Below are 23,671 nucleotides of genomic sequence, written 5' to 3' on the forward strand. Positions count from 1 at the left end.
GGGATTTTCTCGGTAAAGCGCCGGGCGAGCATATGGATCAGCCGCCAGTGCTGCTGGACATGAACAGCGAGCTGGGGGACATGTACTACCGTGCGATGCGGCTTGCCGGACGTTATGCTTATGCGGGACGTGATTATGTTATAGATCAAGTGCTTGGTATTATGGAGACCGAAGCGGACATTGTCGTGCATAATCATCATAACTATGCATGGAAGGAACAGCATAATGGACGTGACACAATCGTTGTCCGCAAAGGCGCTACTCCTTCAGCCCCTGGACAAATGGGCTTTATTGGGGGAAGCATGGGGGATATTTCGGTCATTGTACGGGGGAAGGATACGGTAGAAAATCGGGACTCCTATTATAGTACCGTTCATGGAGCGGGTCGGATTATGAGCCGTACCCAGGCGGCCGGTAAAATGAACTGGAAAACCCGTACACGAAGTGGCGGCCAAATTACAGACCAGCAGATGAAGGAGGCCGTTCGGAACTATGGTGTCGAGCTGCGCGGAGCGGGAACAGATGAAAGTCCGTTCGTCTACCGCAAGCTGCGTGAGGTACTGGACGCTCATTCTGAGACTGTGGAAGTTCTGCATGAGCTGAAGCCGATTGGAGTATGCATGGCTGGGGCCAATGAGTTCGACCCATACAAGGACTAACGAAAAAGCAATATAGGCTGAATAAAAAAGACGATGCCCGGCAGAAGTGTTCATTCACCGGGCATAGCCTTTTTTGATGTATCTTTTTTGATGTATATAATAGAAAGAAAGTTTTGAATGCTATGCTTGCTGTAACCCCGCGCCTTACAGTTGATCGGCAAAAAGCTGTTCTTTGATGAAATCGACCGGCATTTCTTGACCTGTCCACAGCTCAAAGGCCAGTGCTCCCTGCCACAGCATCATGCCCAAACCGTTAATGGCGGTTGCGCCTACGGATTCGGCTTGCTCCATCAGCCTGGATTTAGCCGGGCTGTATACGACATCGGTCACGATCAGGTCGGAACGAAGCATAGACACATCTTCAATCACACTTTTACCTTCCAGCGGTTTCATGCCGACACCTGTACCGTTAGCGAAAATGTGGCTTGTACGAATCTCTTCACGTAATTGTTCTTGGTCTTCCAGTGGATAAATACTTGCCTTGACCTGGGCGTGTTTCATATCTTCATTAATAATGCGGACATTTTCTTTTGCGCGGGCAAAGAACTGGTCGTCGCGGGCGAAAATTGAAATTTCAGCCAGACCAGCCCGAGCGGCTTCAATGGCAATCGGAGTAGCAGCACCGCCAGAGCCGACGAGTGTCATTTTTTTGCCTTTCAGATCAATCCCGTGTTCACGCAGGTTGCGAACATAACCAGATCCGTCTGTACTGTAGCCTTTCAGCTTGCCATTGGTATTTACCACAGTATTGACTGCTCCGGTAAATCTGGCGCTATCGTCCAACTCATCAAGGTACTGAAGAATAGTTGTCTTGTTAGGCATCGATACGTTATAGCCGCGTATATTCAAGGCTCGTAGACCTCGTACCACTTCTTCCAGCTGTTCATTCCCTACTTCAAAGGCCATATACACATTGTTCAGCCCCAGTTTTTCAAACGCAAGGTTGTGCATAGCCGGAGACAAAGAGTGTCCGATAGGTGTAGCAAGTAGTCCGATAAGTTGTGTTCTTCCGTCAATACGTCCAGCATTTTCCATCATATAATCCTCCAGGTTAATTGTGTAGTTTAATGAAACACTTTTTTATATCGATAAGCAACAAACATGGCCAGCAATATACTGACTACGGCAATCGCGATATCCAGAATGAAAACCGAGGTAATTCCCAGACTTTTGGACATGCCCCCGGTAGCGAGCGGCATCAAGATGAATGCAAGGCTGGCTGCAATGTTTACGAAAGATGTCGTAGTCCCTTTGTTTTTGCGGAAAAATTCGGTCATAACGGTAAGAGCGATTTGGAATATGCCTGCGGTCGACAAGCCAATTAAGAATGAACTGATTATAGTGGCGACAGGATTGTGCCATGTAATTAAAGCCAGCAAGGAGAGCAAAGCAACAAACGGATACACAATCATGACGGTAACCGGTTTAATGAGTCTGCCAAGTGCCACGGCTAACAGAATAACGGAAACCAATGAACCTATACTATAGTAGCTCAGCAGTTTAATGGCACTAGCCTTTACCATGCCCAGGGCCTCTTGACCAAAGGTAGGCAGCCATAGCTGCACGATCATGAACAATACAGTGGAAGTAAAACCGATAATGATTAGAGACAGACCCTCTTGCCAAAACTTTGGCTCACTGTGGAAAGAATCCACCGATTGGGCAGTGTTGGATGCAGCCTTTTGTTCCTCCAGTTTGTGATTGGGAAAGGCTGTCATCGATAAGAAGATACCACTCAGCAGATAAATACCTGCCGGAATAAAGAAGGAGTAGCCATAGAACATATTGTGATCGATAAAGAATGCGATCATGAACGGAATAACAATGGCACCGATAGAAACGGATGCTTTGACCAAGACGGTTGCAGATCCGGCTTTTTTTCCGAACCCTTCAATTAGTGCAGGATAGGTTCCCGCATCCATCATGGAGTTACAAACCCCTGCGATAATGGCAAATGCAAAGGCCACGGCATAGTTGGGTGCAAGGGGAATGCCGATCAAGAAAATTAAATACGCAAAGGATGCAATAACAATAAGCGGTTTCCTTCCGTATTTGTCTGACATTTTTCCGGCTACCCCGAGTGCCAGCAGCTTACCGATCCCGATGGCCGATACCAGATAACCAATGGCAGCCTTATCCGTATTCAATTGCACGGTCAGGAAGCTCATATTCGAGGAGAGAATAACATTGATCATACCTAGAAGAAAATAGTTGATGTAAAGCCCTGCTGCCATTCTGAAATAAGGATTTTTCATAAGGTGTAACTCCCAACTTAATTTTTAGATCAATGGCCTAAGTAGGCATTGTCCAGCCGTACTGCAGTAAGCCTGAAATAAAGTGAAAATATTCACAATATTTCAATGACTCAATTATGATATGCCTTTATTATATTAAGGAGTAGTATCATAAATCCAATGCATATTTCTATCATTTTCTATAGTTTAGGTCTATAATTTAAAATATAAATCAATGAAGGAGACTCCATGTTATGAACCTGAAACACTTACAATATTTTCGTGTACTTGCAGAAATGGAGCATTTCACCCAGGCTGCTGCACGATTATGTATTACTCAGCCCAGTTTGAGCCATGCAATTTCAGAATTGGAAAAGGATTTGGGGGTTCATTTGTTTGAAAAGCAGGGAAGAAATGTTCGGCTGAACAAATACGGGCGGTTTTTTCTAAAGTATGTAGAGCACGCAATGGACGAATTGGAGAAGGGAGAGCATGATTTGCGGGAATTGGTGAGTCCAAGCCAGGGGACCATAGATTTGGCGTTTATCTACACGTTGGGCTCTCATTTCATTCCGGCGATTATTCAAGCCTTCTCGGCTTTGGACGGCCGCAAGGACATATCCTTTTCTTTTCACCAAGGGAATACGAACGATATTATTCAAGGCCTGAAGCAGGAGCATTATGATGTGGCATTCTGCTCTCATGTTGAAAATGAACCGGATGTGGAGTTTATTCCGCTGGCTCAGCAGGAGCTGATCGTTATTGTTTCACCCGATCATCCGCTGGCTTCGCTGAATCAAATTGATCTCAAGGATACGGCGGATTATCCAATTATCTTTTTTAACAAAAAAAGCGGCGTCCGGCCCATTATAGAAAATTTGTTCGTCAGAGCAGGGGTTACGCCACAAATCATTTGCGAGATTGAAGAGGATACGGCAATGGCGGGACTGGTGTCTATCAATTACGGGATCGCGGTCATGCCCCGAATTTCTTCGCTAGAATATTTTAACGTCAAAATATTGCCTATTGTAAATCCCGAATACGAGCGGTTTATCTATCTGGCCAGCATCAAAAATAGATATTTATCCCCGGCGGTCGTGGACTTTCGGAACTTTGCACTTAGCTATGGCGAGGAATTTTATCTGAAAACGCATCAGCGTGTCTAAGCTGTCTCCCGCAGTATTTTCGCTTGATAAATTTTAAAATGTGTTCTATACTTCATCATCAATACAGAAAATGTGAAATTATTCACATTAGTAATGCCACAAGACTTACTTACAAAAGCAGGTGAATTCATGATGAAACGTTCTTCTTTCCCGGTGGCGACTGGCCTATATGTAAACTATCTTCTGTTTGGTATGTTTAATATTATGCTGGCGTCACACATGTCCTTTTTAACAGAGCATTTTCATACAGATCAGGCGGGCATCAGTCTTTTGGTTTCCGCGATGGGATTTGGCAGGCTGTTTACGCTGTACATATCTGGAGTGCTCTCTGACCGTTATGGTCGCAAGCCGTTTATTGTGGTCGCAGGGCTGCTGATGGCCGTTTTCCTGGTTGGTATACCGCTAAGCCCCAGCTTTGAAATGGCGATGGTGCTGGCTGTACTGGCAGGTGTGGCGAATTCCTTTCTCGATTCCGGCACCTATCCGGCTCTGATCGAGGCGTTCCCGCACTCCTCCGGTTCGGCTACAGTTTTGGTAAGAGGTTTTATATCTATTGGGGCGGCATTTTTACCGTTGATGATTATCTTTTTTATGAATCACGATATTTTTTACGGGTTTTCATTTTTTGTGCCAGCCCTTATATTTGGTCTGAATGCGATTTATTTGTTCAAAATGAAATTTCCAGACATGCGGGTTCAGTCACCAAAGGAGTCCTTACGTGATACTTCGGTATCTGGCGTTGAACAAACGGTCGAATTGGTAGCAAATGACCGGAGTAAGCCGCGGTTTTGGCAGGAAGGACTGAGTCTTATTTTGCTCGGCTTTACAGGACCAACCTTACTGTATATTGTTCAGCTGTGGCTGCCTACCTTTGGACAGCAGTTTATCGGTCTGACCGAGTCAGAGTCTCTTAGACTATTAGTCTATTACAATGTCGGCTCACTGGTTTCCGTGTTTGTACTGGTTATTGTGCTAAGAAAGTGGATCAAGCCTGTTCAGGTTATTCTCATTTATCCTTGTATTTCTTTGCTGGCATTTGGGGCGCTTCTTCTTTTCAAATCACAGACAGCGGCTATTATTTGTTCAAGTATTATAGGGTTTTCTATCTCGGGCGTGCTTCAGCTGACATTGTCCGTCATGAGTGAATTTTTTAGTGAACGAAAAGGGCAGATCACCGGATTTGTTTACACAGCAACTTCGCTGTCGTACACGGTTATTCCCGTGTTTACCGGCTTTCTTTTGAAGCATTCTCAAATATCCAGTGTTTTTATGCTGGCTCTGATTGTGAATGCGGTGGGGATTGCGCTGGCAGTGTTTGTTAATTTCCGGTATAGTGCCGTTTTTCCATCAAGTCGCAAATTATCCTCTACAATCGTGCTTGATCCAGAGTAAGCCAACAAACCGGGCCTAATCATCTGCATGCTTATTCAGAATGCGTTACACTATGAAATATTGTAAAAATGTTCGACTTAAAACTATGAATTGGGGAGTGGATTAGAAATGGAAAAAATCGTAAAGGTGAAAGATGTATTGATCGGTGAAGGAGCGCCTAAAATCTGTGTTCCCATGGTGGGAGAAACGTTGGAGCAATTGAAGGAAGAGGCCGCCTATTTGCGCACACTCGACCTGGATATCGTAGAGTGGAGAGTTGATTTTTTTGAGCATGTGGAGAACCTAGAGCAAGTTAAGGCTGCCTTGAATGAAATTCGGTCAATATTGGGAAATATTCCACTCGTCTTTACGTTTCGCAGTGCCCGGGAAGGCGGAGAAAAGGAGATCAGTGCGGCGAGTTATGTGGAATTAAACCGCGCGGTAGCCGAGACGGGACAAGTAGAACTCATTGATGTGGAGCTTTTCAATGAGGAGGCTGATGTGAAAACGCTCGTAGAAGCTGCGCATCGGCATCAAGTGTATGTGATTATATCCAACCATGATTTCCAGAAGACGCCGCCGAAGGAGGAAATCGTATCCCGGTTGCGCAAGGCGCAGGAATTGGGAGGCGATCTGCCTAAAATAGCGGTTATGCCAACCAATACAGCCGATGTGCTAACCTTGCTGGATGCAACGCGCACGATGGCAGAGGAGTATGCGGATCGGCCTATTATTACCATGTCGATGGCGGGAAAAGGTGTCGTGAGCCGTCTAACCGGGGAACTGTTTGGTTCGGCTCTGACCTTTGGGGCTGCCAAAAAAGCTTCTGCGCCGGGGCAGATTCCTGTCACCGAACTGAGAGAAATATTGACGGTGCTGCATCGTCACAATTAGAGGAAGCATGGCATTACTGCCGATAAGTGTGAATCCGCAGTGAACAAAAAAAGGAAGACCCTCACGCAGTGTGGCATGGTTGGGTCTTCCTTTGTGTAATTTTTAATTCAATCCCCGAGTAGGCTCATACAACTCCCAGCCCAGATTTAGCGTTTGGATAATATAGTCTGCGACTTCTTCCGCATCCAGTTGATCGGTGTCGATCTTGGAGTGATTTACCGCATAAATATCCTGTCTGGAACGGAAAAGTTCTTCAATTTCCCCTAAGGTCTTGTTTTGCAGATTTGGACGAGTATCAATCAGCATTTTGAGCCGATCTTTCCAGGAATTCCAATTTAAATCCAGGAAGAAAACAATGGATGAAGCCAAACAAGCCTGCTTCACTTCTTCCTGTAAAAATGCCCCCCCGCCAACGGAAATGATTTTCAGGCGAGTGTTGCTGCACAACTTCAGAATATGCTCCTTTTCAATTTCACGGAATCGCTGTTCTCCGTATGTCTTGAAAATCTCTGTTGTGGGCATGTTGTACTCTTGTTCAATTTCCTGGTCAATATCCACGAAATCCCGATACAGCTTGCGCGCAAGATGGGAACCGATCGTTGTTTTGCCTACACCCATAAAACCAATGAGCACAATATTTTGTTCTCTTAATGGAATCTCTCTATTGTTTTGCACCATAACCACTCTTTTCTCACCAGTAATGTTGAGATGTAACGCTTCAAAGCACTAAATACATTATACGTTCATCAAACGTCGCTTTCAATAGCATAGATCATATCAGAAGCGAGCAAGCTCATGATGTAATTATCACCCTATGGAATGCTATAGAACATAGTAGACGGCTAACCATGAAAAATTCCGATGCGTAATTTGACGAAGAGTAGATTTGAACAAGTATAAAAAAGGCGAAATTGTGTACTTTGTTGAAAAAAAGGACATATTTTTCCGAATTATATATTGAAATTACTGGAAGTTTGACTATAATGGAATTATGCAATTTGTAAATGAAATCGCTATATTTACAAATTGTGTTTTTTAATAAAGTGCAGTTCATTACTTTGAACCAAATACCAAGTATACATATGCTAGTTATTTCTTATTAGATCATCCCACACAGACGTGTATCGGTTCCTGGGTTCATTGTCCAAAGGTGGTGAGAAGGTCTACGCGTTTTGCTCAGCTCAGATACAGCGGCAGAAAATAAAAAATGGACGAGAGGGATGAATTGAATGAACACAAAAACAGCCAAAGTATTGAAAAAGGGAATGAGTATTGCTTTATCAGGTATGCTGGTCGCATTATTTGTTGGCAATTATTCTGCTCATGCAGCTCCGGAAGTTGTTCATAAGACCATCGTTGTCAAAGCCGGAGAAGTATACGATGGTAAAGGGAAGACCGTAGTCGCTGATCCCGATACCCTGGGAGACGGAAGCCAGAAAGAGAATCAAAAGCCTATTTTCAAGCTTGAAAATAATGCAACACTGAAAAATGTGATCATCGCTGCGCCTGCTGCGGATGGTGTGCATGTTTATGGCAATGGAACTATCTCCAACGTAACGTGGGAGGATGTAGGTGAAGATGCATTGACGCTCAAAAAATCAGGTACGGTAAACATTACGGGCGGCGGAGCGTTCCATGCCTATGACAAAGTATTCCAAATGAATGCCGAAGGCACGATTAACATTAAAAACTTTAGAGCCGATGATATCGGAAAGCTGGCTCGCCAAAACGGGGGCACTAAATACAAAGTAAACATGACGCTGGATAACTCTGATATTTCCAACGTAAAGGATTCAATCTTTAGAACGGACTCCTCTAGCAGCTCGGCCAGAATTACAAACTCTCGTTTTCACAATGTGGAACAATTGTTCAAGGGCTTTAAATCCAGCAACACGAGTGAGTCCGGCAATACTAAATATTAACCAGAGCAGGATAGGAGTACGGGTATGACAAGGGGCTGTCCAACAGGTCGCGTGGATCTGATTGGACAAGCCCTTTTTTGGTGCATCGAGCTACCCAAAGGCGATCTGGACTTCGTTTGGGACGAGGACTGTGATATGATCTTGCTATTACATTTTATACAAAAGAGTTGGGTAGCTATGAATCTATTTCATCATTATATGAATGCTGACGGTACTTTGAATGATACGCTGGTGCAGAATCGCGAAATTTTATATACAGGTACGAATGGTCGAGATGTGGAACGTTTTTACGTATCATCTTCCAAAAGTTATGTGTTCAAGCCGTTGACCAATGATGAGCAGGAAGGCCGGGAGAGATGGGTGTATGAGCATGTGCTTCCTTCGTTGCCGCCCATCTATCCTCGACTGCTGGCCTGTTCTGGCCCAGGCACGGATGGCGGAGGGGAATGGATGATTTTGGAGGACCTTGGTCCGCTGCATCATCTACATGAAGAAGAAACGATGCTGCGAGCTGTTGGACTTGTCGCATGGTGGCATGCTTTGCCGACAGATTGTTTTACTGGCCTTCCGCTGCGAGGACCGAAGCCGATCATTGAGGAGATGGCTTTTGAGCTGTATGAACGCAAGTCCGATGTGCTGGAGCTTTGCAGTTCACTGGGATTCTCGGAGCATCAGGTGCAGCGTATTTATGTAAAGCTGGAGCACCAGTCTTTTGCTCAGCAGCTTGTACTATCGCATGGTGACCTTCATCCGGGGAACTATGCGCTGAGCGGGGAGCGGCTCATGGTGCTGGATTGGGAGCATGTTCATCTGAACATACCGCTGTGGGATGTATATCATCTGATCGACATGTCCCATCCGTTGTTCCCGCGTCGCATGACGTCCGATTTGCGTATTCGCATGCTGGACACGTATCTGGAGCAGCTGGAGCTGCTCGGTATAAGAATGGATCGAGCGGCATTTTTGCTGGAATATGGCATGTTTGCTGTGATATTTTCGCTGTGGATGCTATTGCTGATTCACAGTGATTTACAGAGGATTGGATCGGATGTGCATAGAAATAACAACAAATGGTCAAAAGAGCAATTAAAAGCTCAACTGAAGGAAACGTCAGCCTGCTTGAGCGAATGTGCAGCGATGATGGAATGGGACAAGTTCAACGCTGTGAATAAATAGCGGTTCAGACACAGGATGCATCAAGATGTCAAGAAAGTGGGGAACTGTATGAAAAAAGTCGGTTTGGTCATGAGAAAAATACAATTTGCGGAAGCGCAGGGGCCGCGCATTTTTGCAGAACGTCTGAAGCAGATTGGACTGGAATTGGGGGTGGATATCGTATTTGTATCACCGGAGCGCCATGTGAGCAGCCATGACTGGTTACCGGGTTATGAGCACGAAAAGGGTGACCTCGTCAATTATGATATCGTATTGGACCAGCTCCATGAGCAGCAGATTGAGCACGTGATTTATACGGTATCCGGCTTTACATATTTGAACATGTTTTTTAAAAACAGTGTACTTTTCCCGCACAGTTTTCCTGATCCGGCACTTACAGGCTACGAGATGATGAAACCTTTTTATCAAATCGTGGACAAGGCTATCGTACAGACTGCCTTTCTCAAGCAGGAGATGGTATCGAAGTTTGGCGTAACCGATGTGACGGTGATCCCGATTGGATTCGATGAGCGGCTGGTGGAAAAGCATTTCGACCCTTCGCAGGTTGTTGAGAACCGGGTGATGTGGATCGGTAGAGATGAGGAGAATCGGCGTCCTGATCTGGTGCTGGAGTATGCGCGGCATAATCCTGACAAGGATGTCTATATGGTGTTTGGCGGTGAACGCTATAAGGAAAGCATGAAGAAATATGACATTCCGGACAATGTAAAGCTACAATTTGCGTTGACGCAGGATGAGGTGTTTGCGCTGATGAACACGGCGAAGGTGTATTGGAGCTGCTCCAAATTTGACACGTTCGCGATGCCGCTGACTGAAGCGCTGGCCATGGGAAAAATCGTCGTCAAGCCAGAGCATCCTTGCTATGGACATATCAGTTCCACGCATTCTTTTTCAGGGAATGAGAAAAACTGGTTCGAGCTGGTCAATATGGCTGCCGCCTCACCTCACCGGGTTTCGATAGAGAATCAGGCATACGCCATGGAACAATTTTCGAGTAAGGTGATGAAGCAGGGGTATCGGGACTTCTTTGACCGTTGGTTAAGCTGAACAGCAAGGCAAAATATTGTGGTTGGAATACGCGTCTGAGTGTCCAGAGTGAAAATAAAAATAACCCGCAAGGTGGTCACTTTTTTTCAAAATGCCATCTTGTGGGTTACGGTTCATCGTGTTTTTCAAAGGTGCTCTGTTGTGTTTGCAACCAGGCCGTGCCTGTTATTGATTAATTCTTTGGCTTATCTTTTGGACTTTACTGGAATCGGGGTTCCTTTTTTAAATTGAACCGGTCTTCTCGGAATTCTGCGAATGCCAGATTCCCCCGATTTGAAAGGTAACGCCGTACGAGTTGTCTTTGTTGCCGGTTTTCTTTGACTCGTGCTGCTGCTGAACTCGACAGTGTAATCGTCTACAGATGAATCAATGGGGAGTCTACGCAGCCCCACTTGTCTGGTTGATCCGCTGCTATAGTTCCAGCACCAGTGAAAATTACGGTTAGTTCCATTCGGTAGCCTTGTGTAGTACGTACCTGACCACTCATCTCCGTAGTTATTTTCACCATAATAATAGAATGTGTTTCCTCCTACGCTCCCTCTCCATACTCTTCTTGTATCACCAGGCTCTATCCGATACCAGCCCATTTTAGAATAATTGGAGCTACAGCTGGAACTAGGATAAGCATAGGCAGCATAAATAGTGTAATTCGTACTATTTGTAAAATAAAGGCTCATAATAAATCCTTCTTCCCTTGTAAATTTGTATCCAATTTCATACTATGGGGAATTTGAAAGAAGGAACCGGACAATATCCTCTTAATCTGTAAAAATGAACCATTCGTTTGCATCCAACTTGCTATCTTTAGATATATGCCGCCATTCACTGCTCTCCGGTTGGCAGCTGTACACTTTACAATAAACTGAACGATTCTATGACTACGTCTCTACTGCTGCTTCAGCAAGAGCCGTTTTGCGATCCATCATGTAGCTGACCAGCATAAGGAACAGGCCGCCGACGGTGATCAGTGATGCGACCCATGGGATGGCAGCCAGCCCCATTTGATTAATAACGACTCCACCGATAAAAGCGCCACCTGCGTTACCCAGATTCAAAGCAGAATGGCTGGAGGTGGAGGAGAGCAACGGAGCTTCATAGGCTAGATTCATAATGCGAACCTGAATGCCCGGCATGATGCCGAACGCGGCAATCCCCCAGATAAAGACGGTGATGACAGCCAGTACCTTGCTGTGAAGCGTAAAGGTTAAAATAGCCAAAATAATGGCCAGTACAGCATAGTTTGCAATCAAGGACGGCAGCAGCTTCCAATCTGCGAGCTTGCCGCCAACGATGTTGCCGATGGTTACGCCGAGCCCGAACAGGACGAGAATCCATGTAATGCTATGCTCGGCAAAGCCGCTAATATCCGTAAGCAAAGGCGTAATGTACGTAAAGACAGAAAACAGGCTGCCACAGCCGACAGCTCCTGTGAGCAGCATCAGCAGTACCTTGGGGTGAAACAGGCTTCGGACTTCCTGTTTGAGACTGGAAGGCTTGTCCTGCTGAATGACCGGGATATAACGAATGATGCCGAAAAGAGAAATGAGACCGATCACGACAATGGCTCCAAACGAAGCACGCCAGCCGAGTTGTTGCCCAATAAAGGTGCCAAAGGGCACGCCGATAATGTTCGCTACGGTCAATCCGGTCAGGACCATAGAAATGGCACCCGCCCGCTTGTCTGGACGAACCAGTCGGGCGGCGATCAGGGAACCAGCTCCCAAAAAGGTTCCGTGTGATAACGCGGTAGCCATGCGGGCTGCAATGAGAAACTCGTAGTTGGGCGCAACGACGGAAAACAGATTGCCCAAAATAAATATGGTCATTAGCAGGCAGAGCAGCTTTTTTTGCGGCACCTTGTGGGTTAATACGGTAAGCACAGGTGCGCCAATGGCCACACCCAGCGCGTAGCTGGTGATAAGCTGTCCGGCTTGCGGAATCGTAATATGAAGATCATGGGCTACATTGGGGAGCAGTCCCATTATGACGAATTCGGTCATACCGATGGCGAAAGCACCAAGTGTCAGCCACAACAAGGAGGGGGGAAAGCGATTTGCTGTCATAGTTTCTTGAGTACTCATAAGTTTCTTATATCCTCCTGAAAAAATAGTACTGCGAGTATATCACTACAGACGATATCTGGCGACCCATTTTGCAAGAATTTTACAAACTAAATCGATAAGATTGATGTAATTTACAAAAGCGCGGGTAGGGAAAAGCTAATTATGTTATTTTGTTAGTAGGATATTAGGATAGTAAATAACGATGTATGGAACGCCCAAGGAGGGGACAACGATGACACTTAAAGTGGTACACCATATTACCGATTTAATTGGAGATACGCCTTGTGTACGGTTGCAACGGCTCACAGGGCCGCAGGATGCAGAGGTGTATGTGAAGCTGGAATATTTTAATCCAAGCGGCAGTGTCAAAGATCGGGCGGCGGGCAACCTGATCGCGGAGGCGGAAAAGGCAGGGCATCTACAGCCGGGAGGCACCATTATTGAGCCGACTAGCGGTAACACAGGAATTGGACTTGCGATGAATGCGGCTGCCCGAGGCTATCGTGCGATTCTGGTGATGCCGTCGAATATGACGAAGGAACGAATCAATATTTTGAAAGCATACGGTGCTGAGGTTGTGCTGACCCCGGCAGAGGAAAGGATGCCCGGTGCGATTCGCAAGGCGCTTGAGTTGGGGGCTGAAATTGAAGGGAGCTTTATCCCGCATCAATTTGAAAATGAGGCTAACCCAGACATTCATCGTACAACGACGGCACTTGAAATTTTGGAACAGACGGAAGGAAGGCTGGATGTATTCGTCGCTTCTTCAGGAACAGGTGGTACCATTACGGGAACGGGTGAAGTGCTGCGCCAGCATTTGCCGAATCTACGGGTGGTTGTGGTCGAGCCAAAGGGTTCGCCAGTGCTGTCCGGTGGAAAACCCGGTCCGCATAAGCTGGTTGGCACCAGTCCGGGATTTATTCCTGACGTACTGAATACGAAGGTTTATGACGAAATCGTACAGGTTGCCGATGAGGATGCGATTGCAATGACCCGGGCGATTGCTGCCCAGGAAGGGATTCTTGTGGGGCCCTCCAGTGGAGCTACGATCTGGACGGCCATTCAGGAGGCCCGGCGTTTGGGAGCGGGCAAGCGGGTACTCTGTATCGCGCCAGATACCGGAGAGCGTTATTTGAGCATGGGGATATTCGGATAAAGATTATATGACGCAAATATTTTGAAGGATGAAGGAGGAGCAATAATGAAGATCATGCCTTTACAGAAACGTGGAATCTCAGATAGTCGTTTGGCGCTTGGTTGTATGCCTTTTGGTGGAGAATGGAGTCATGCCCCATTTACGCAGGAGCATATCGTTGAAGCAGAAAGAGCGGTAGAAGCAGCGCGTTCCATCGGAATTACGATGTTCGATCATGCAGACATTTATCGCATGGGAAAAGCGGAAGAAATTTTCGGTCGGATTTTAAAGGGACAACCCGGTTTGCGTGAACAAATCGTAATTCAGTCCAAATGCGGGATTTTCCTGCCGGATGGCACGCTCCCGGGCCGTTTTGACTTCTCATATGCTCATATTATGGAGTCTGTGGACGGCATTCTCAAGCGTCTGGGAACCGAATACTTGGACATCCTGCTGCTGCATCGCCCCGATCCGCTGGTAGAACCGGAAGAAGTAGCAGAGGCGTTCAGCAAGCTTAAGGCGTCCGGCAAAGTACGGCATTTTGGTGTTTCCAATATGAATGTAAGCCAGATTCGGTTTTTGGAGCGCAGCCTGACGGAGCCATTGATCGTGAATCAGCTGGAAATGAGCCTGGCACATCTGTATTTTGTAGACCAGACAGTGCATGTGAATCAGCAGGCGGGGACGAATGTGCATTTTGGCGAAGGCTTGCTGGAATATTGCCAAACGGAGGATATTCAGCTTCAAGCGTGGGGACCGCTGGCGCAGGGACGTTTTAGCGGAGGTCCTTTGGACGGAGAGCCGGAGCATGTGCGCAAGACGGCAGAACTGGTGCAAAAGCTGGCTTCTGAAAAAGACACGACACGTGAAGCTATCGTCCTGGGCTGGCTTATGAAGCATCCGGCACGGATTCAGCCCGTCATTGGCAGCGCCAATCCTGAACGAATCAAGGCTTGTCAGGATGCGGAACGTCAGAGCGAGCTGATGACCCGTGAGGAATGGTATGAATTGTACGTCAGCGCGCGTGGACAAGCTTTGCCGTAACTCGTTGAAAAGGCCCTTCCTTTGTCTAATGAACGGACGAGGATGGGCCATTCTTGGCTATTCCTCTTCTTCGTATCGTGCGAGGGCTTTGGCGATGGTCTCCTTCATGCGGGAAATCAGCCGGGCGCCCTGGACGACCCTGACACGTTTGCCGAGGAAACGGATTTTGGATAGCACATATTCACATTCGTCTGCCTGAAAGGTGAGCGTAATACGATAGGTATCTACTTCCTGAACGTATTCCACCTCTTTTTCAAAGCAGGAAAAAGCATATAAAATACGGGACATCTCCCCGTTGTATACAGGAATAATCTCAATGATACCCTGTTCCTTGCGCGACTCCAGAATACCGAGTATACGCTGGGTCAATTTCTCCGCTTCTTCAGGTGAAGACTCTTCCTCCGAGACGGTTACGATGTTGGACAGCTTGGTGGACATCAGCGCGCGGTGTCGGCGGTTATACCACAGCAGGCTCCATTCTTTCTTGACCATGGAATATTCCAGCTTGTAAGGAAACCCGGACATTCGCTCATGCATGCGCCCGTTGCGCAGTCTGTAGTTCATACAGATGCCTGAACGAGACCGCAGGATGGGACGCAATACACGCAGGAGTGGATGATAGACGGAGGAAGCAGAGCTACCTGCCTTTTCCTTCAAGCTCCCATCGGCCTCTAGCGGCTCATCGTCTGCCAAAATCGATCGAAGCTTATCCAGCGTTGCTGATGTAAAAGCCTCTGCCGCCGCTGAGTCTGCCAGCATGGATTGGAGCCAGACCCTTTCCTGCGATGTGGTGGCAAAAGCGCCCGATTCATCCAGTCGTGAGACGATCTGATAGTTAAATATTTTCTCGAACAGGCTCATAATAGGCTTGCAGCTCCTTCCATTCCTGTCTGAATTCCTTGCGTAGCTTCTGGGGCTCCAATACCTCACAGCTTGACCCGAAGCTGCGAATCCACGGTTTGATCTCGGTAATTCCATTCACCGTAATTTCATAGATAAAGGATTCGCTTTCTTCCTCTGTAATCGTACCCCATTGTCCTTGTGACAGCACACGTTCCCGGATAAAGTTGCGTTTTGCGCCCTCAGGATTATAAAAACGTACCCGAACCTTTACAGCGCGTCCAGTATCCACAAGCCAGCTATACCGCGTTTTTTCTTCCAGCACCGCCAGCAGATTGGCAAAATGCTGCTCTGGCACAGGCTTTTCCTCCATTAATTGAGTCATACCTTCCAAACGGAACTTCATGATTCCTTTGCCGCCCACGTGACCCAGCACATACCAGCGTCCGTATTGATGATCATAGATGACCTGCAAGGGCAGAATGGTATGTTCACGGCCTTCTGTCTCCTTTTCAAACAGCGGATTGGTATTCTGTGACCCGTACATGCTTCGTTTGGATGTCGAAAAATATAAAAAAGTCACGCAGCGCCGCTGCCGAATGGCATGCAAAAGCGGATGGATATGGGCCTCGTCCAGAATGCGTGAGTAGTAGTGATACTTGTATAAAAAAGGTTCCGCCATATCTCGATCTCCACCTTGACGGCGCATCGCTTTTTTTAAATGATCTCGCAGCAGAAATCCCTGCACGGAGGGAAGCTGAGTGTTGGCCATAATGTCCACAAAATCATACAAGTCCAGTAATTCCTCATCTGTCAGTCCTGTGACCAGATCATTGCGGACAGCATAGCGGTACGGTCTGCCGCCGGGCTCCTTGCGAACTACACCAACTTCGACCAGATATTTCAGGTCCGAACGGATTGTTTTCTCATCCGGCAGTGGATTGTCGGATGGCAGTCCGTCACAGCAGGCATCCAGCAACTCCATAGTGGTCAGGGGCTGTGATTGCAGTGCTGTCAGCAGTAAAGCCAAACGGAGGCTTTCCGATTCCTTGAGCGATTTGGCTCGAAATAGGAATAGCAGTAGTGGATCAGCGGATTCATAATAATTGAAGCGCAGCAGCTCGTTAAAATCGTGCCCCTGCTCCGCAGGCAGCTGCTGCTGCACGGATTGGACGATTTCCTTGAGCCGCCGAATTGTCTTGTCGAAGGTATGTACCGAAATGCCCAGTCTGTCTGCAAATTGCTGCCGATTGTAAGCGCCGCTGGTCAATGTCAGCATGCGCAGAAATTGAATTTCTTTGTCAAAGCTTTCTCTCGCCATGGTGATTCCCCATTTCTGTGCTATTCTGCGAAAGGATGTATCCCTTTATTTTAACAGGGAAGGAATGCATGAAAAAGGGAATTTATTCATGTTTGTAATACTTACACCATGTTCACGACTTCCAAAATCAAGGATCATAGGGATACAAGGGTGCTGTTTGGATTGCTGGAGACAGAAGTAGGACAACAACTGATTGCTACCGGACTTTGGAGTCCAGTGATCTCCAATCGGTATGCAGCGCTTCATGTACTTAAGGCATGGAACGCAAGTATCCATCTTGGAACAGCTTTAGGGAATACTGTTAATGATTGGGAGGTAATAGCATGACCGATATGGAGCATAAGCACGATTTAATCAAGCCGGACATGCGCGAAAAGATTTTACGTGAGCTGCGAGCCTTGGAGCAGGAGGAGCAGGTGCGTATTGTATATGCCTGTGAATCAGGCAGTCGGGCATGGGGATTTCCTTCACAGGACAGTGACTATGATGTGCGTTTTATCTATGTAAGGCCGCTGGCATGGTATTTGTCCATTTTTGACAAGCGCGATGTGATTGAGCGGCCGATCAGTGATTTGCTGGATATGAACGGCTGGGATTTGAAAAAGGCGCTGAATTTGTTTCGCAAGTCCAATCCGCCTTTGCTGGAATGGCTGCAATCTCCGATTCCCTATCTGGAACAATATTCAGTCGCTGAGCAGATTCGCGCTATATCGCCGTTAACCTTTTCCCCGAAATCCTGCATGTATCACTATCTGAATATGGCCAAGGGGAATTACCGGGATTATTTGCAAGGAGAACAAGTGAAGATCAAAAAGTATTTTTATGTGCTGCGCCCGCTGCTGGCCTGCGGTTGGATTGAGCGGCATAATAGCATGCCCCCGCTGGAATTTAAAACGCTGCTGGAGGCATTCATTCCGCCAGATACAGAGCTTTATCGGGTCATCGGGCATTTGCTGGAACGTAAAAAAGCGGGCGAGGAGCTCGATATTGAGCCACAGCTTGCGGTGGTGAATGACTTTATACGACAGCAAATTGCTTATTTCGAACAGACGGCGCCTTTGCTACAGTATATGGAGGGTGGACGTGATCAGCAACTGGATGATTTGTTCCGCGCTGCGGTGAAGGAAGTATGGGAAGCATAGGTCGGAGAGGAGAAGAAGTGCATGCATATCACACTAAAAGCAACAGGAGCAGATGCAGGAATGATTTCCCATTTGCTCGCCAAGAATCCTATAATAAAAATGTCATACGGAAACAAAGGAGGGAGTTAGATGGGTACGGGTACACCATTGATTGATATTGGTGTGAATTTGATGCACCGTTCGTTTCATGCGGATCGGGAACAGGTGGTAGAGAGAGCGGCAGCCGAAGGGATTACGCCGCTGATTATTACTGGGACAAGTGTCCGCAGTAGCCGAGATGCTTCTCAGTATGCAGCGCGTTATCCAGGCAAGCTGTACACGACGGCTGGCGTGCATCCTCATGATGCCAAAAACTGCAGCGCAGATACGATTCAGCAGCTCCGCCAGCTCGCGGGTCAGCCGCAGGTCGTATCCATAGGGGAATGCGGACTGGACTATAACCGTGATTTTTCTCCGCGTGATGTGCAGCGTCGATGGTTTGGGGAGCAAATCCAACTGGCGGGTGAGCTGAATATGCCGTTATTTCTGCATGAACGGGATGCGCATGAGGATTTTGTCGCTATGCTGCGGGAGCATCAGGGAGTGGTGGATAAGGCAGTGGTGCATTGCTTTACCGGAACTGCACAGGAATTACATACCTATATAGAAATGGATCTGTATATTGGTATTACAGGCTGGATCTGTGACGAACGGCGCGGCAAGCATCTGCGTGAACTGGTCAGGGATATTCCGCTGGACCGTTTGATGATTGAAACGGATGCTCCATTTCTGACCCCGCGTAATCTGCCCGTGAAGCCAAAAGATGGCCGTAATGAGCCCATGTATCTCGCTCACATTGCCGCTACGGTTGCCGAATGTACAGGTCGGAGCATGAGGGAGATCGAAATTGCGACCACGGAGACGGCCAAACGCTTTTTCGGATTATAGGATTGTCAAAGCCATAGATGTGGTGTACATTATAGTGAATTAAAAAGCATTGTCGGGAGCTTGAGAAAGTCAGGCTGAGAGGGTGGCCCCTGCCACCGACCGTGAAATCTGATCTGGGTAATGCCAGCGTAGAGAAACCTAGAGCACTATACAAGAAACAGGAATACCGCCTGTTTTGCTGTTTGTCGATGGATTTATATCATATAACAAGCTAAGGATCTGCGGGTCTGTAAAATACTGCGGACGACTAAGGAGCATTTAGTTCTGCCCCTGACTTTGGTTAATTTCAGTAGAATAGCTTAGGCTACGGTTATATGAGATATATCGACAAATGATGATTTGTATGGTGATCACCTTAGTACTGCGCATAAAGCTTGCCTGGAGATTCAGCTCCGGACAGGCTTTTTTTATTGGCCAAGAGGCCTATTTTAAGGAAAAAGGGGAGCATGTCATCAATGAATACGAATGTAAGAGCGTCCAAAGGGTTGAAGCTGACAGATATTTTGGTCACGATTGTGATATCCGTTGTGTTCGGGCTGGTCTATAAAATATGGGGGCCTGCCTATGATTTGATGAAGCCATTCGGTCTGCACGCCGAACAGCTGATGTATGGCATGTGGTTTATGGCAGGCACGTTCGCTTATCTTATCATTCGCAAGCCAGGGGTTGCGATTTTGGCAGAGGTGGCTGCGGCCACAGTCAGTGCTTTTCTGGGCAGTGAATGGGGAATGTCCACCTTGTACTATGGTTTGCTGCAAGGCTTGGGAGCGGAGCTGTTCTTCGCGGTTTTCCTGTACCGGAACGCCAACCTGTGGGTCACATCACTGGCTGCTGTTGGAGCGGCTGTTGCCTCTCTGATTTTGGACTTCAGCTACGGGTATATTGATCAGCTTTCGACCTGGAACTATGTTTTGTATATTGGATTCCGTATGCTAGGCAGCATTGTGATTGCCGGGATATTCGCATTCTATCTGGCCAAGGCACTGGAGGTAACCGGGGTCACACGAACCTTGAGACCTGCAACGCAGCAGGATTACAAGGGGCTGGATTAATGAGTCGGGCAGCCGAGGATGTGGTGGCGTCGATCACCCGTCTTCGTTTGAAATTTCCCGGTGAGCAGGAACTGCTTTTTCATAATATGTCTTTATCCGTCCGTAAAGGGGAAAAGCTGCTGCTGCTTGGGCCAAGCGGATGCGGTAAATCAACGCTGCTTCAGGTGCTGAGCGGTCTGATTCCACGTACGATAGAAGTACCTATGAAATGCGATGCTGCCGTAATCCCGGCTCTTTCCGGTATCGTATTTCAAGACCCGGATACGCAGTTTTGCATGTCATATGCAGATGAGGAACTGGCTTTTGTGCTGGAAAATAATCAGGTTCCGCGGGAGCAAATGCCGTCCCGTATCCGCAAGCTGCTCAAGCAGGTTGGACTTTCGGCAGATGATGTACACATGCCTATTGGCAGCATGTCACAGGGGATGAAGCAGCGTCTGGCTATTGCATCTGTGCTAGCGATGGAGCCGGAGGTGCTTTTTCTGGATGAACCCACGGCTCTGCTGGACGAAGAAGGCACCGCACAGGTGTGGGATACGATTCGCCACATTTCGGAAGACCAGACGCTGGTGATCGTAGAGCATAAAGTGAATGAAATTGTCCATGATGTGGATCGGATTGTAGTGCTTTCTGCTCAAGGAGAGATCATTGCGAACGGGGACGCGGAAGAAGTATTTCATGTGCATCGGCAGGTCTTGTCCGAGTACGGTGTATGGTATCCGGGGGTATGGGATGAAGCGTCCTCGCCGCGTTGGAGAGAGCAAGTAATGCAGCAAAATGGGGTGGGTAATGTCGATAGACCCTCCGTCTCGGCCGTCTCGGCGGCTGAATCTGCTTTGCTGGAGCTGGAACGTTTCTGCGGTCTTCGCGGATCAAGTCCGGTTATTCAGGTGGAGCAGGCACGGGTGAAGCCGGGTGACTGGATTGGCGTAGTCGGTGAAAACGGGGCGGGTAAAAGCTCGCTGCTGCTTTCCATGATGCGTTTGCTTCACACACAGGGACATTATTGCGTGGGCGGCGTAGAGGCTGGCGGCACGGAGGAACTGGCAGAGCGTATTGCGTTCGTGTTCCAAAATCCCGAGCTGCAATTTGTAGCGCATACCGTACGCAAGGAATTGGAGTATTCGTTACCCAAAAGCTTGTTTACGGCTGAACAGCGCCGGGAACGGGTTGATCGAATACTGGTACAGTTCGGACTGGAACGGCTGGATGAACGTCATCCGTATCAGCTTTCACTGGGACAAAAGAGGCGGCTGAGCATTGCCACGGCTATAATCCGTGAGCCATCCGTGCTGCTGCTGGACGAACCGACCTTTGGGCAGGATGCGCGCAATACCTTTGTTATTCTGGACATGCTGGAGGAGCTTAGAGCGGCAGGTACAGCCATAGTGATGGTCACACATGACCCGGAAATCGTTCGTCGGTACTGCACAGGTACATGGCGGGTGCAGAAGGGAGAGCTGCGGCATGAACCTGTCTTTTCCCCATCGTGAAACCTGGCTGCATCGTGTTAATCCAGGGCTAAAGCTCGTGATGTTTTTCTTGCTGTTCGTGGTCGTGATTGTCATTCATAATCCGAACGTCATGTTGAATGCAGCGTGTGCTATGCTGCTGCTGCTCGTCTGGTCGGGGCACCCGTGGAAGCGATTGCTACTGTATGGTTCTCCTTTTATACTGGTGTTTATTTCGACTTCAACAGGCATGATGCTGTTTGGTAAAGGGGTGACGTCCTGGTGGACATGGGGCCTGATCCATATTACGCAGGAAAGCTTTTATCGGGGTATGCATTTGGGCTTTCGTGCGCTGAGTATGGCGGCAGCAGGCCTGCTGTTTGGTTTGACGACTCGCCCGGTGAATCTTTTTTATTCGCTGATGCAGCAATGGAGACTTCCTCCGAAGTATGCGTATAGCTTTTTGGCAGCCATGCGGCTGATGCCGATTATGCTGGAGGAATTCCAGACATTGAGGCATGCCCATCGCATTCGAGGCTCGCGCCAGCATGTGTCCAAATGGAATATGTATGCCACGCTTCGCAGATATGCGATTCCGCTGCTCGCTCAGAGCATCCGGCGGGCACAGCGTATCGCTGTCGCCATGGAGGCCAAGGGCTTTGTGAACGAAACCAGGCGTACGTATTATTATGTGATCCGTTATTCGGCTGTAGATATTATGTTTATTTGTTATTTTGTGGTGATGCTTACGCTGGCCTGGGAGTTAGGTATCCGCTTTCCTTATGTAGAAGTGTGGGATGTGCGCTAATCTACTGCCAAAAGGCTATGCCCGCTTTCTGCTCTGTGTTATATTAATGCAATGGGAATTGACGGCTCGTACAGACCTGACTGGGCTGGCGAGCTTATTGCATTTTCCCTGAGAAAAGGAACATCAGGAGGCCGGTTTCATGATTACGCTGCATCAGGTAAGCAAGCATTATACCACCTCAAGCGGCTCATTTCATGCGGTTCAATCCGTGTCCCTTCAAGTGGAGGAAGGGGAAATCCACGGTATCATAGGTGCCAGCGGTGCCGGTAAGTCCACGTTGCTCCGGCTGATGAATGTATTGGAGCGGCCGGATGAGGGGAACGTGATTGTGAATGGGGAAGAGCTGACTCGCATGCCGGAAAAACGTCTCCGTGAATCGCGGCGATCCATCGGGATGATTTTTCAACATTATCATCTCGTTCACAATCGGACGGTTAGTGGAAATGTGGCCATGCCGCTGGAGCTGGCGGGTGTCCCGAAAAAAGAGAGAGCGGAACGCGTGCGTGAATGCCTGCAATTCGTAGGCCTAGCTGATAAGGCAGAGCAGTATCCAGCACAGCTGAGCGGAGGTCAAAAGCAGCGTGTGGCGATTGCCAGAGCACTGGCCAATCGACCTGCGGTGCTGCTTTGTGATGAGCCGACCTCGGCGCTTGATCCGCAGACGACTGCGGATATCCTTGGCGTGCTGCGGGAGATCAACCGTGAGCTGGGGGTTACCATTGTGATCGTAACGCACGATATGGACGTGGTACGCAGCATTTGTACCCACGTATCAGAGATGCGGGACGGACATTTGCTTTCAACGCAGCGGGTGGCTAGCCCTGCGGTCGGCTCAACCGTGAAAGCAGGTGAAGCTGATGAATGACATGCTGAGCATCATTGCACAGTATCAGTCAGAGATATGGAAAGCCATCGGAGAGACGTTTATCATGGTGGGGATTTCCATCGCAGCGGCTGTTCTGCTGGGGCTTCCGGCAGGAACGATTTTGTATTTGTGCGGCAAAGGGCAAAAATATGAAAATCGGCTGTTGTTCACCATACTGAATAGTCTGGTCAATGTCATCCGCTCGTTTCCGTTTTTGCTGCTCGTCGTATTTATGATTCCATTTACACGTCTGGTTGTGGGGACGGCGCTGGGTACGTTGGCTGCTACGGTTCCCTTGTCCGTAGTTGCCATTGCCTATTATTCAAGGCTGGTAGAGCAATCGCTGCTGGAGGTGCCCAAGGGTGTGATTGAAGCCGCTACTTCAATGGGTGCGTCTACCCTTCAGCTTGTCTTCAAATTTTTATACGTGGAAGCCCGTTCCGGGCTTGTACTGGGGTTGACCACGTCGACCATCAGCTTCATCTCCTACTCCACGGTGATGGGCATTGTGGGCGGCGGCGGGGTAGGCGATTTTGCCATCCGCTACGGTTACC

General features: G+C 48.0%; 24 protein-coding genes. 17 read left to right on the top strand and 7 right to left on the bottom strand.

Features of this window, described 5'->3' with window-relative positions; genetic code table 11:
• A partial coding sequence (locus tag WG8_RS27965; RefSeq protein WP_007428931.1) for an RtcB family protein occupies window positions 1-659 on the top strand: 659 nt, incomplete at its 5' end.
• A 144-nt stretch (window positions 660-803) separates the two neighbouring features.
• Here the strand turns inward: WG8_RS27965 and WG8_RS04605 are convergent.
• Window positions 804-1,694 (bottom strand): shikimate dehydrogenase, encoded by an 891-nt coding sequence (locus WG8_RS04605; protein ID WP_007428932.1) that lies wholly within the window; start codon window positions 1,692-1,694, stop codon window positions 804-806.
• 29 nt (window positions 1,695-1,723) lie between these two features.
• A complete protein-coding gene (locus WG8_RS04610; protein WP_007428933.1) occupies window positions 1,724-2,914 on the bottom strand; it encodes an MFS transporter in 1,191 nt (396 codons plus the stop codon).
• Between the two features lie 233 nt (window positions 2,915-3,147).
• On the opposite strand from WG8_RS04610, the gene WG8_RS04615 reads away from it, so the two are divergent.
• The 3 genes from WG8_RS04615 to aroD all read left to right on the top strand — a co-directional run bounded on the left by WG8_RS04615 (window position 3,148) and on the right by aroD (window position 6,324).
• Entirely contained in the window at window positions 3,148-4,059 is a 912-nt protein-coding gene (locus WG8_RS04615) for a LysR family transcriptional regulator (RefSeq protein ID WP_007428934.1), read from the top strand.
• 132 nt (window positions 4,060-4,191) lie between these two features.
• Window positions 4,192-5,451: an MFS transporter gene (locus tag WG8_RS04620; RefSeq protein WP_007428935.1), complete on the top strand. Its 1,260-nt coding sequence runs from the start codon at window positions 4,192-4,194 to the stop codon at window positions 5,449-5,451.
• 108 nt (window positions 5,452-5,559) lie between these two features.
• Window positions 5,560-6,324 (top strand): type I 3-dehydroquinate dehydratase, encoded by a 765-nt coding sequence (gene aroD, locus WG8_RS04625; protein WP_007428936.1) that lies wholly within the window; start codon window positions 5,560-5,562, stop codon window positions 6,322-6,324.
• 102 nt (window positions 6,325-6,426) lie between these two features.
• Here the strand turns inward: aroD and WG8_RS04630 are convergent, their stop codons facing one another.
• On the bottom strand, window positions 6,427-6,999 hold the full coding sequence (locus tag WG8_RS04630; RefSeq protein WP_043890797.1) for a shikimate kinase: 573 nt from the start codon (window positions 6,997-6,999) through the stop codon (window positions 6,427-6,429).
• Window positions 7,000-7,553: 554 nt separating this feature from the next.
• On the opposite strand from WG8_RS04630, the gene WG8_RS04635 reads away from it, so the two are divergent.
• From WG8_RS04635 to WG8_RS04645, 3 genes are read left to right on the top strand one after another with little or no spacing between them, the layout of a single operon-like run.
• The gene (locus WG8_RS04635; protein WP_007428938.1) at window positions 7,554-8,246 is read left to right on the top strand and encodes a pectate lyase; all 693 of its coding nucleotides are present in this window, start codon (window positions 7,554-7,556) and stop codon (window positions 8,244-8,246) included.
• Window positions 8,247-8,270: 24 nt separating this feature from the next.
• A complete protein-coding gene (locus tag WG8_RS04640) occupies window positions 8,271-9,422 on the top strand; it encodes an aminoglycoside phosphotransferase family protein (RefSeq protein ID WP_007428939.1) in 1,152 nt (383 codons plus the stop codon).
• Between the two features lie 48 nt (window positions 9,423-9,470).
• Window positions 9,471-10,469 carry a glycosyltransferase gene (locus tag WG8_RS04645; RefSeq protein WP_007428940.1) on the top strand — a complete coding sequence of 333 codons (999 nt, stop codon included), beginning with the start codon at window positions 9,471-9,473 and terminating at the stop codon, window positions 10,467-10,469.
• A gap of 185 nt (window positions 10,470-10,654) precedes the next feature.
• Here WG8_RS04645 and WG8_RS26250 read toward each other — a convergent pair whose 3' ends face one another.
• Together WG8_RS26250 and WG8_RS04650 are read right to left on the bottom strand one after the other, a co-directional pair.
• On the bottom strand, window positions 10,655-11,146 hold the full coding sequence (locus WG8_RS26250) for a DUF1036 domain-containing protein (RefSeq protein ID WP_083837541.1): 492 nt from the start codon (window positions 11,144-11,146) through the stop codon (window positions 10,655-10,657).
• Window positions 11,147-11,347: 201 nt separating this feature from the next.
• Window positions 11,348-12,550 carry an MFS transporter gene (locus WG8_RS04650; RefSeq protein WP_007428942.1) on the bottom strand — a complete coding sequence of 401 codons (1,203 nt, stop codon included), beginning with the start codon at window positions 12,548-12,550 and terminating at the stop codon, window positions 11,348-11,350.
• A gap of 214 nt (window positions 12,551-12,764) precedes the next feature.
• On the opposite strand from WG8_RS04650, the gene cysK reads away from it, so the two are divergent.
• Together cysK and WG8_RS04660 are read left to right on the top strand one after the other, a co-directional pair.
• Entirely contained in the window at window positions 12,765-13,688 is a 924-nt protein-coding gene (gene cysK, locus WG8_RS04655; RefSeq protein WP_007428943.1) for a cysteine synthase A, read from the top strand.
• A gap of 45 nt (window positions 13,689-13,733) precedes the next feature.
• Window positions 13,734-14,711, top strand: coding sequence for an aldo/keto reductase (locus WG8_RS04660; RefSeq protein WP_007428944.1), 978 nt, complete (start codon window positions 13,734-13,736; stop codon window positions 14,709-14,711).
• Between the two features lie 57 nt (window positions 14,712-14,768).
• On the opposite strand, the gene WG8_RS04665 is transcribed toward WG8_RS04660, so the two are convergent.
• The gene (locus WG8_RS04665; RefSeq protein ID WP_007428945.1) at window positions 14,769-15,572 is read right to left on the bottom strand and encodes a WYL domain-containing protein; all 804 of its coding nucleotides are present in this window, start codon (window positions 15,570-15,572) and stop codon (window positions 14,769-14,771) included.
• Window positions 15,547-16,872: a helix-turn-helix transcriptional regulator gene (locus WG8_RS04670; RefSeq protein ID WP_007428946.1), complete on the bottom strand. Its 1,326-nt coding sequence runs from the start codon at window positions 16,870-16,872 to the stop codon at window positions 15,547-15,549. Before WG8_RS04670 ends, WG8_RS04665 begins: the two co-directional genes overlap by 26 nt.
• Before the next feature lie 162 nt (window positions 16,873-17,034).
• Between WG8_RS04670 and WG8_RS04675 the strand changes: the two genes are divergently transcribed.
• The 8 genes from WG8_RS04675 to WG8_RS04710 form a co-directional block, all read left to right on the top strand.
• The gene (locus WG8_RS04675) at window positions 17,035-17,199 is read left to right on the top strand and encodes a hypothetical protein (RefSeq protein ID WP_007428947.1); all 165 of its coding nucleotides are present in this window, start codon (window positions 17,035-17,037) and stop codon (window positions 17,197-17,199) included.
• Entirely contained in the window at window positions 17,196-18,014 is an 819-nt protein-coding gene (locus WG8_RS04680) for a nucleotidyltransferase domain-containing protein (RefSeq protein ID WP_007428948.1), read from the top strand. The genes WG8_RS04675 and WG8_RS04680 overlap by 4 nt, the downstream gene beginning before the upstream one ends.
• Window positions 18,015-18,143: 129 nt before the next feature.
• Window positions 18,144-18,941: a TatD family hydrolase gene (locus tag WG8_RS04685; RefSeq protein WP_007428949.1), complete on the top strand. Its 798-nt coding sequence runs from the start codon at window positions 18,144-18,146 to the stop codon at window positions 18,939-18,941.
• A gap of 455 nt (window positions 18,942-19,396) precedes the next feature.
• Window positions 19,397-19,993, top strand: a complete 597-nt coding sequence (locus WG8_RS04690) for an ECF transporter S component (protein WP_007428950.1) — start codon at window positions 19,397-19,399, stop codon at window positions 19,991-19,993.
• Window positions 19,993-21,486, top strand: a complete 1,494-nt coding sequence (locus WG8_RS04695; RefSeq protein WP_007428951.1) for an ABC transporter ATP-binding protein — start codon at window positions 19,993-19,995, stop codon at window positions 21,484-21,486. The genes WG8_RS04690 and WG8_RS04695 overlap by 1 nt, the downstream gene beginning before the upstream one ends.
• On the top strand, window positions 21,461-22,252 hold the full coding sequence (locus WG8_RS04700; RefSeq protein WP_007428952.1) for an energy-coupling factor transporter transmembrane component T family protein: 792 nt from the start codon (window positions 21,461-21,463) through the stop codon (window positions 22,250-22,252). Before WG8_RS04695 ends, WG8_RS04700 begins: the two co-directional genes overlap by 26 nt.
• Before the next feature lie 139 nt (window positions 22,253-22,391).
• Window positions 22,392-23,117 (top strand): methionine ABC transporter ATP-binding protein, encoded by a 726-nt coding sequence (locus tag WG8_RS04705; RefSeq protein WP_007428953.1) that lies wholly within the window; start codon window positions 22,392-22,394, stop codon window positions 23,115-23,117.
• The coding region (locus WG8_RS04710) for a methionine ABC transporter permease (RefSeq protein WP_007428954.1) at window positions 23,110-23,671 on the top strand (562 nt) is incomplete at its 3' end. The genes WG8_RS04705 and WG8_RS04710, both read left to right, overlap by 8 nt.

The organism is Paenibacillus sp. Aloe-11, from assembly GCF_000245715.1.
Lineage (GTDB): Bacteria > Bacillota > Bacilli > Paenibacillales > Paenibacillaceae > Paenibacillus > Paenibacillus kribbensis.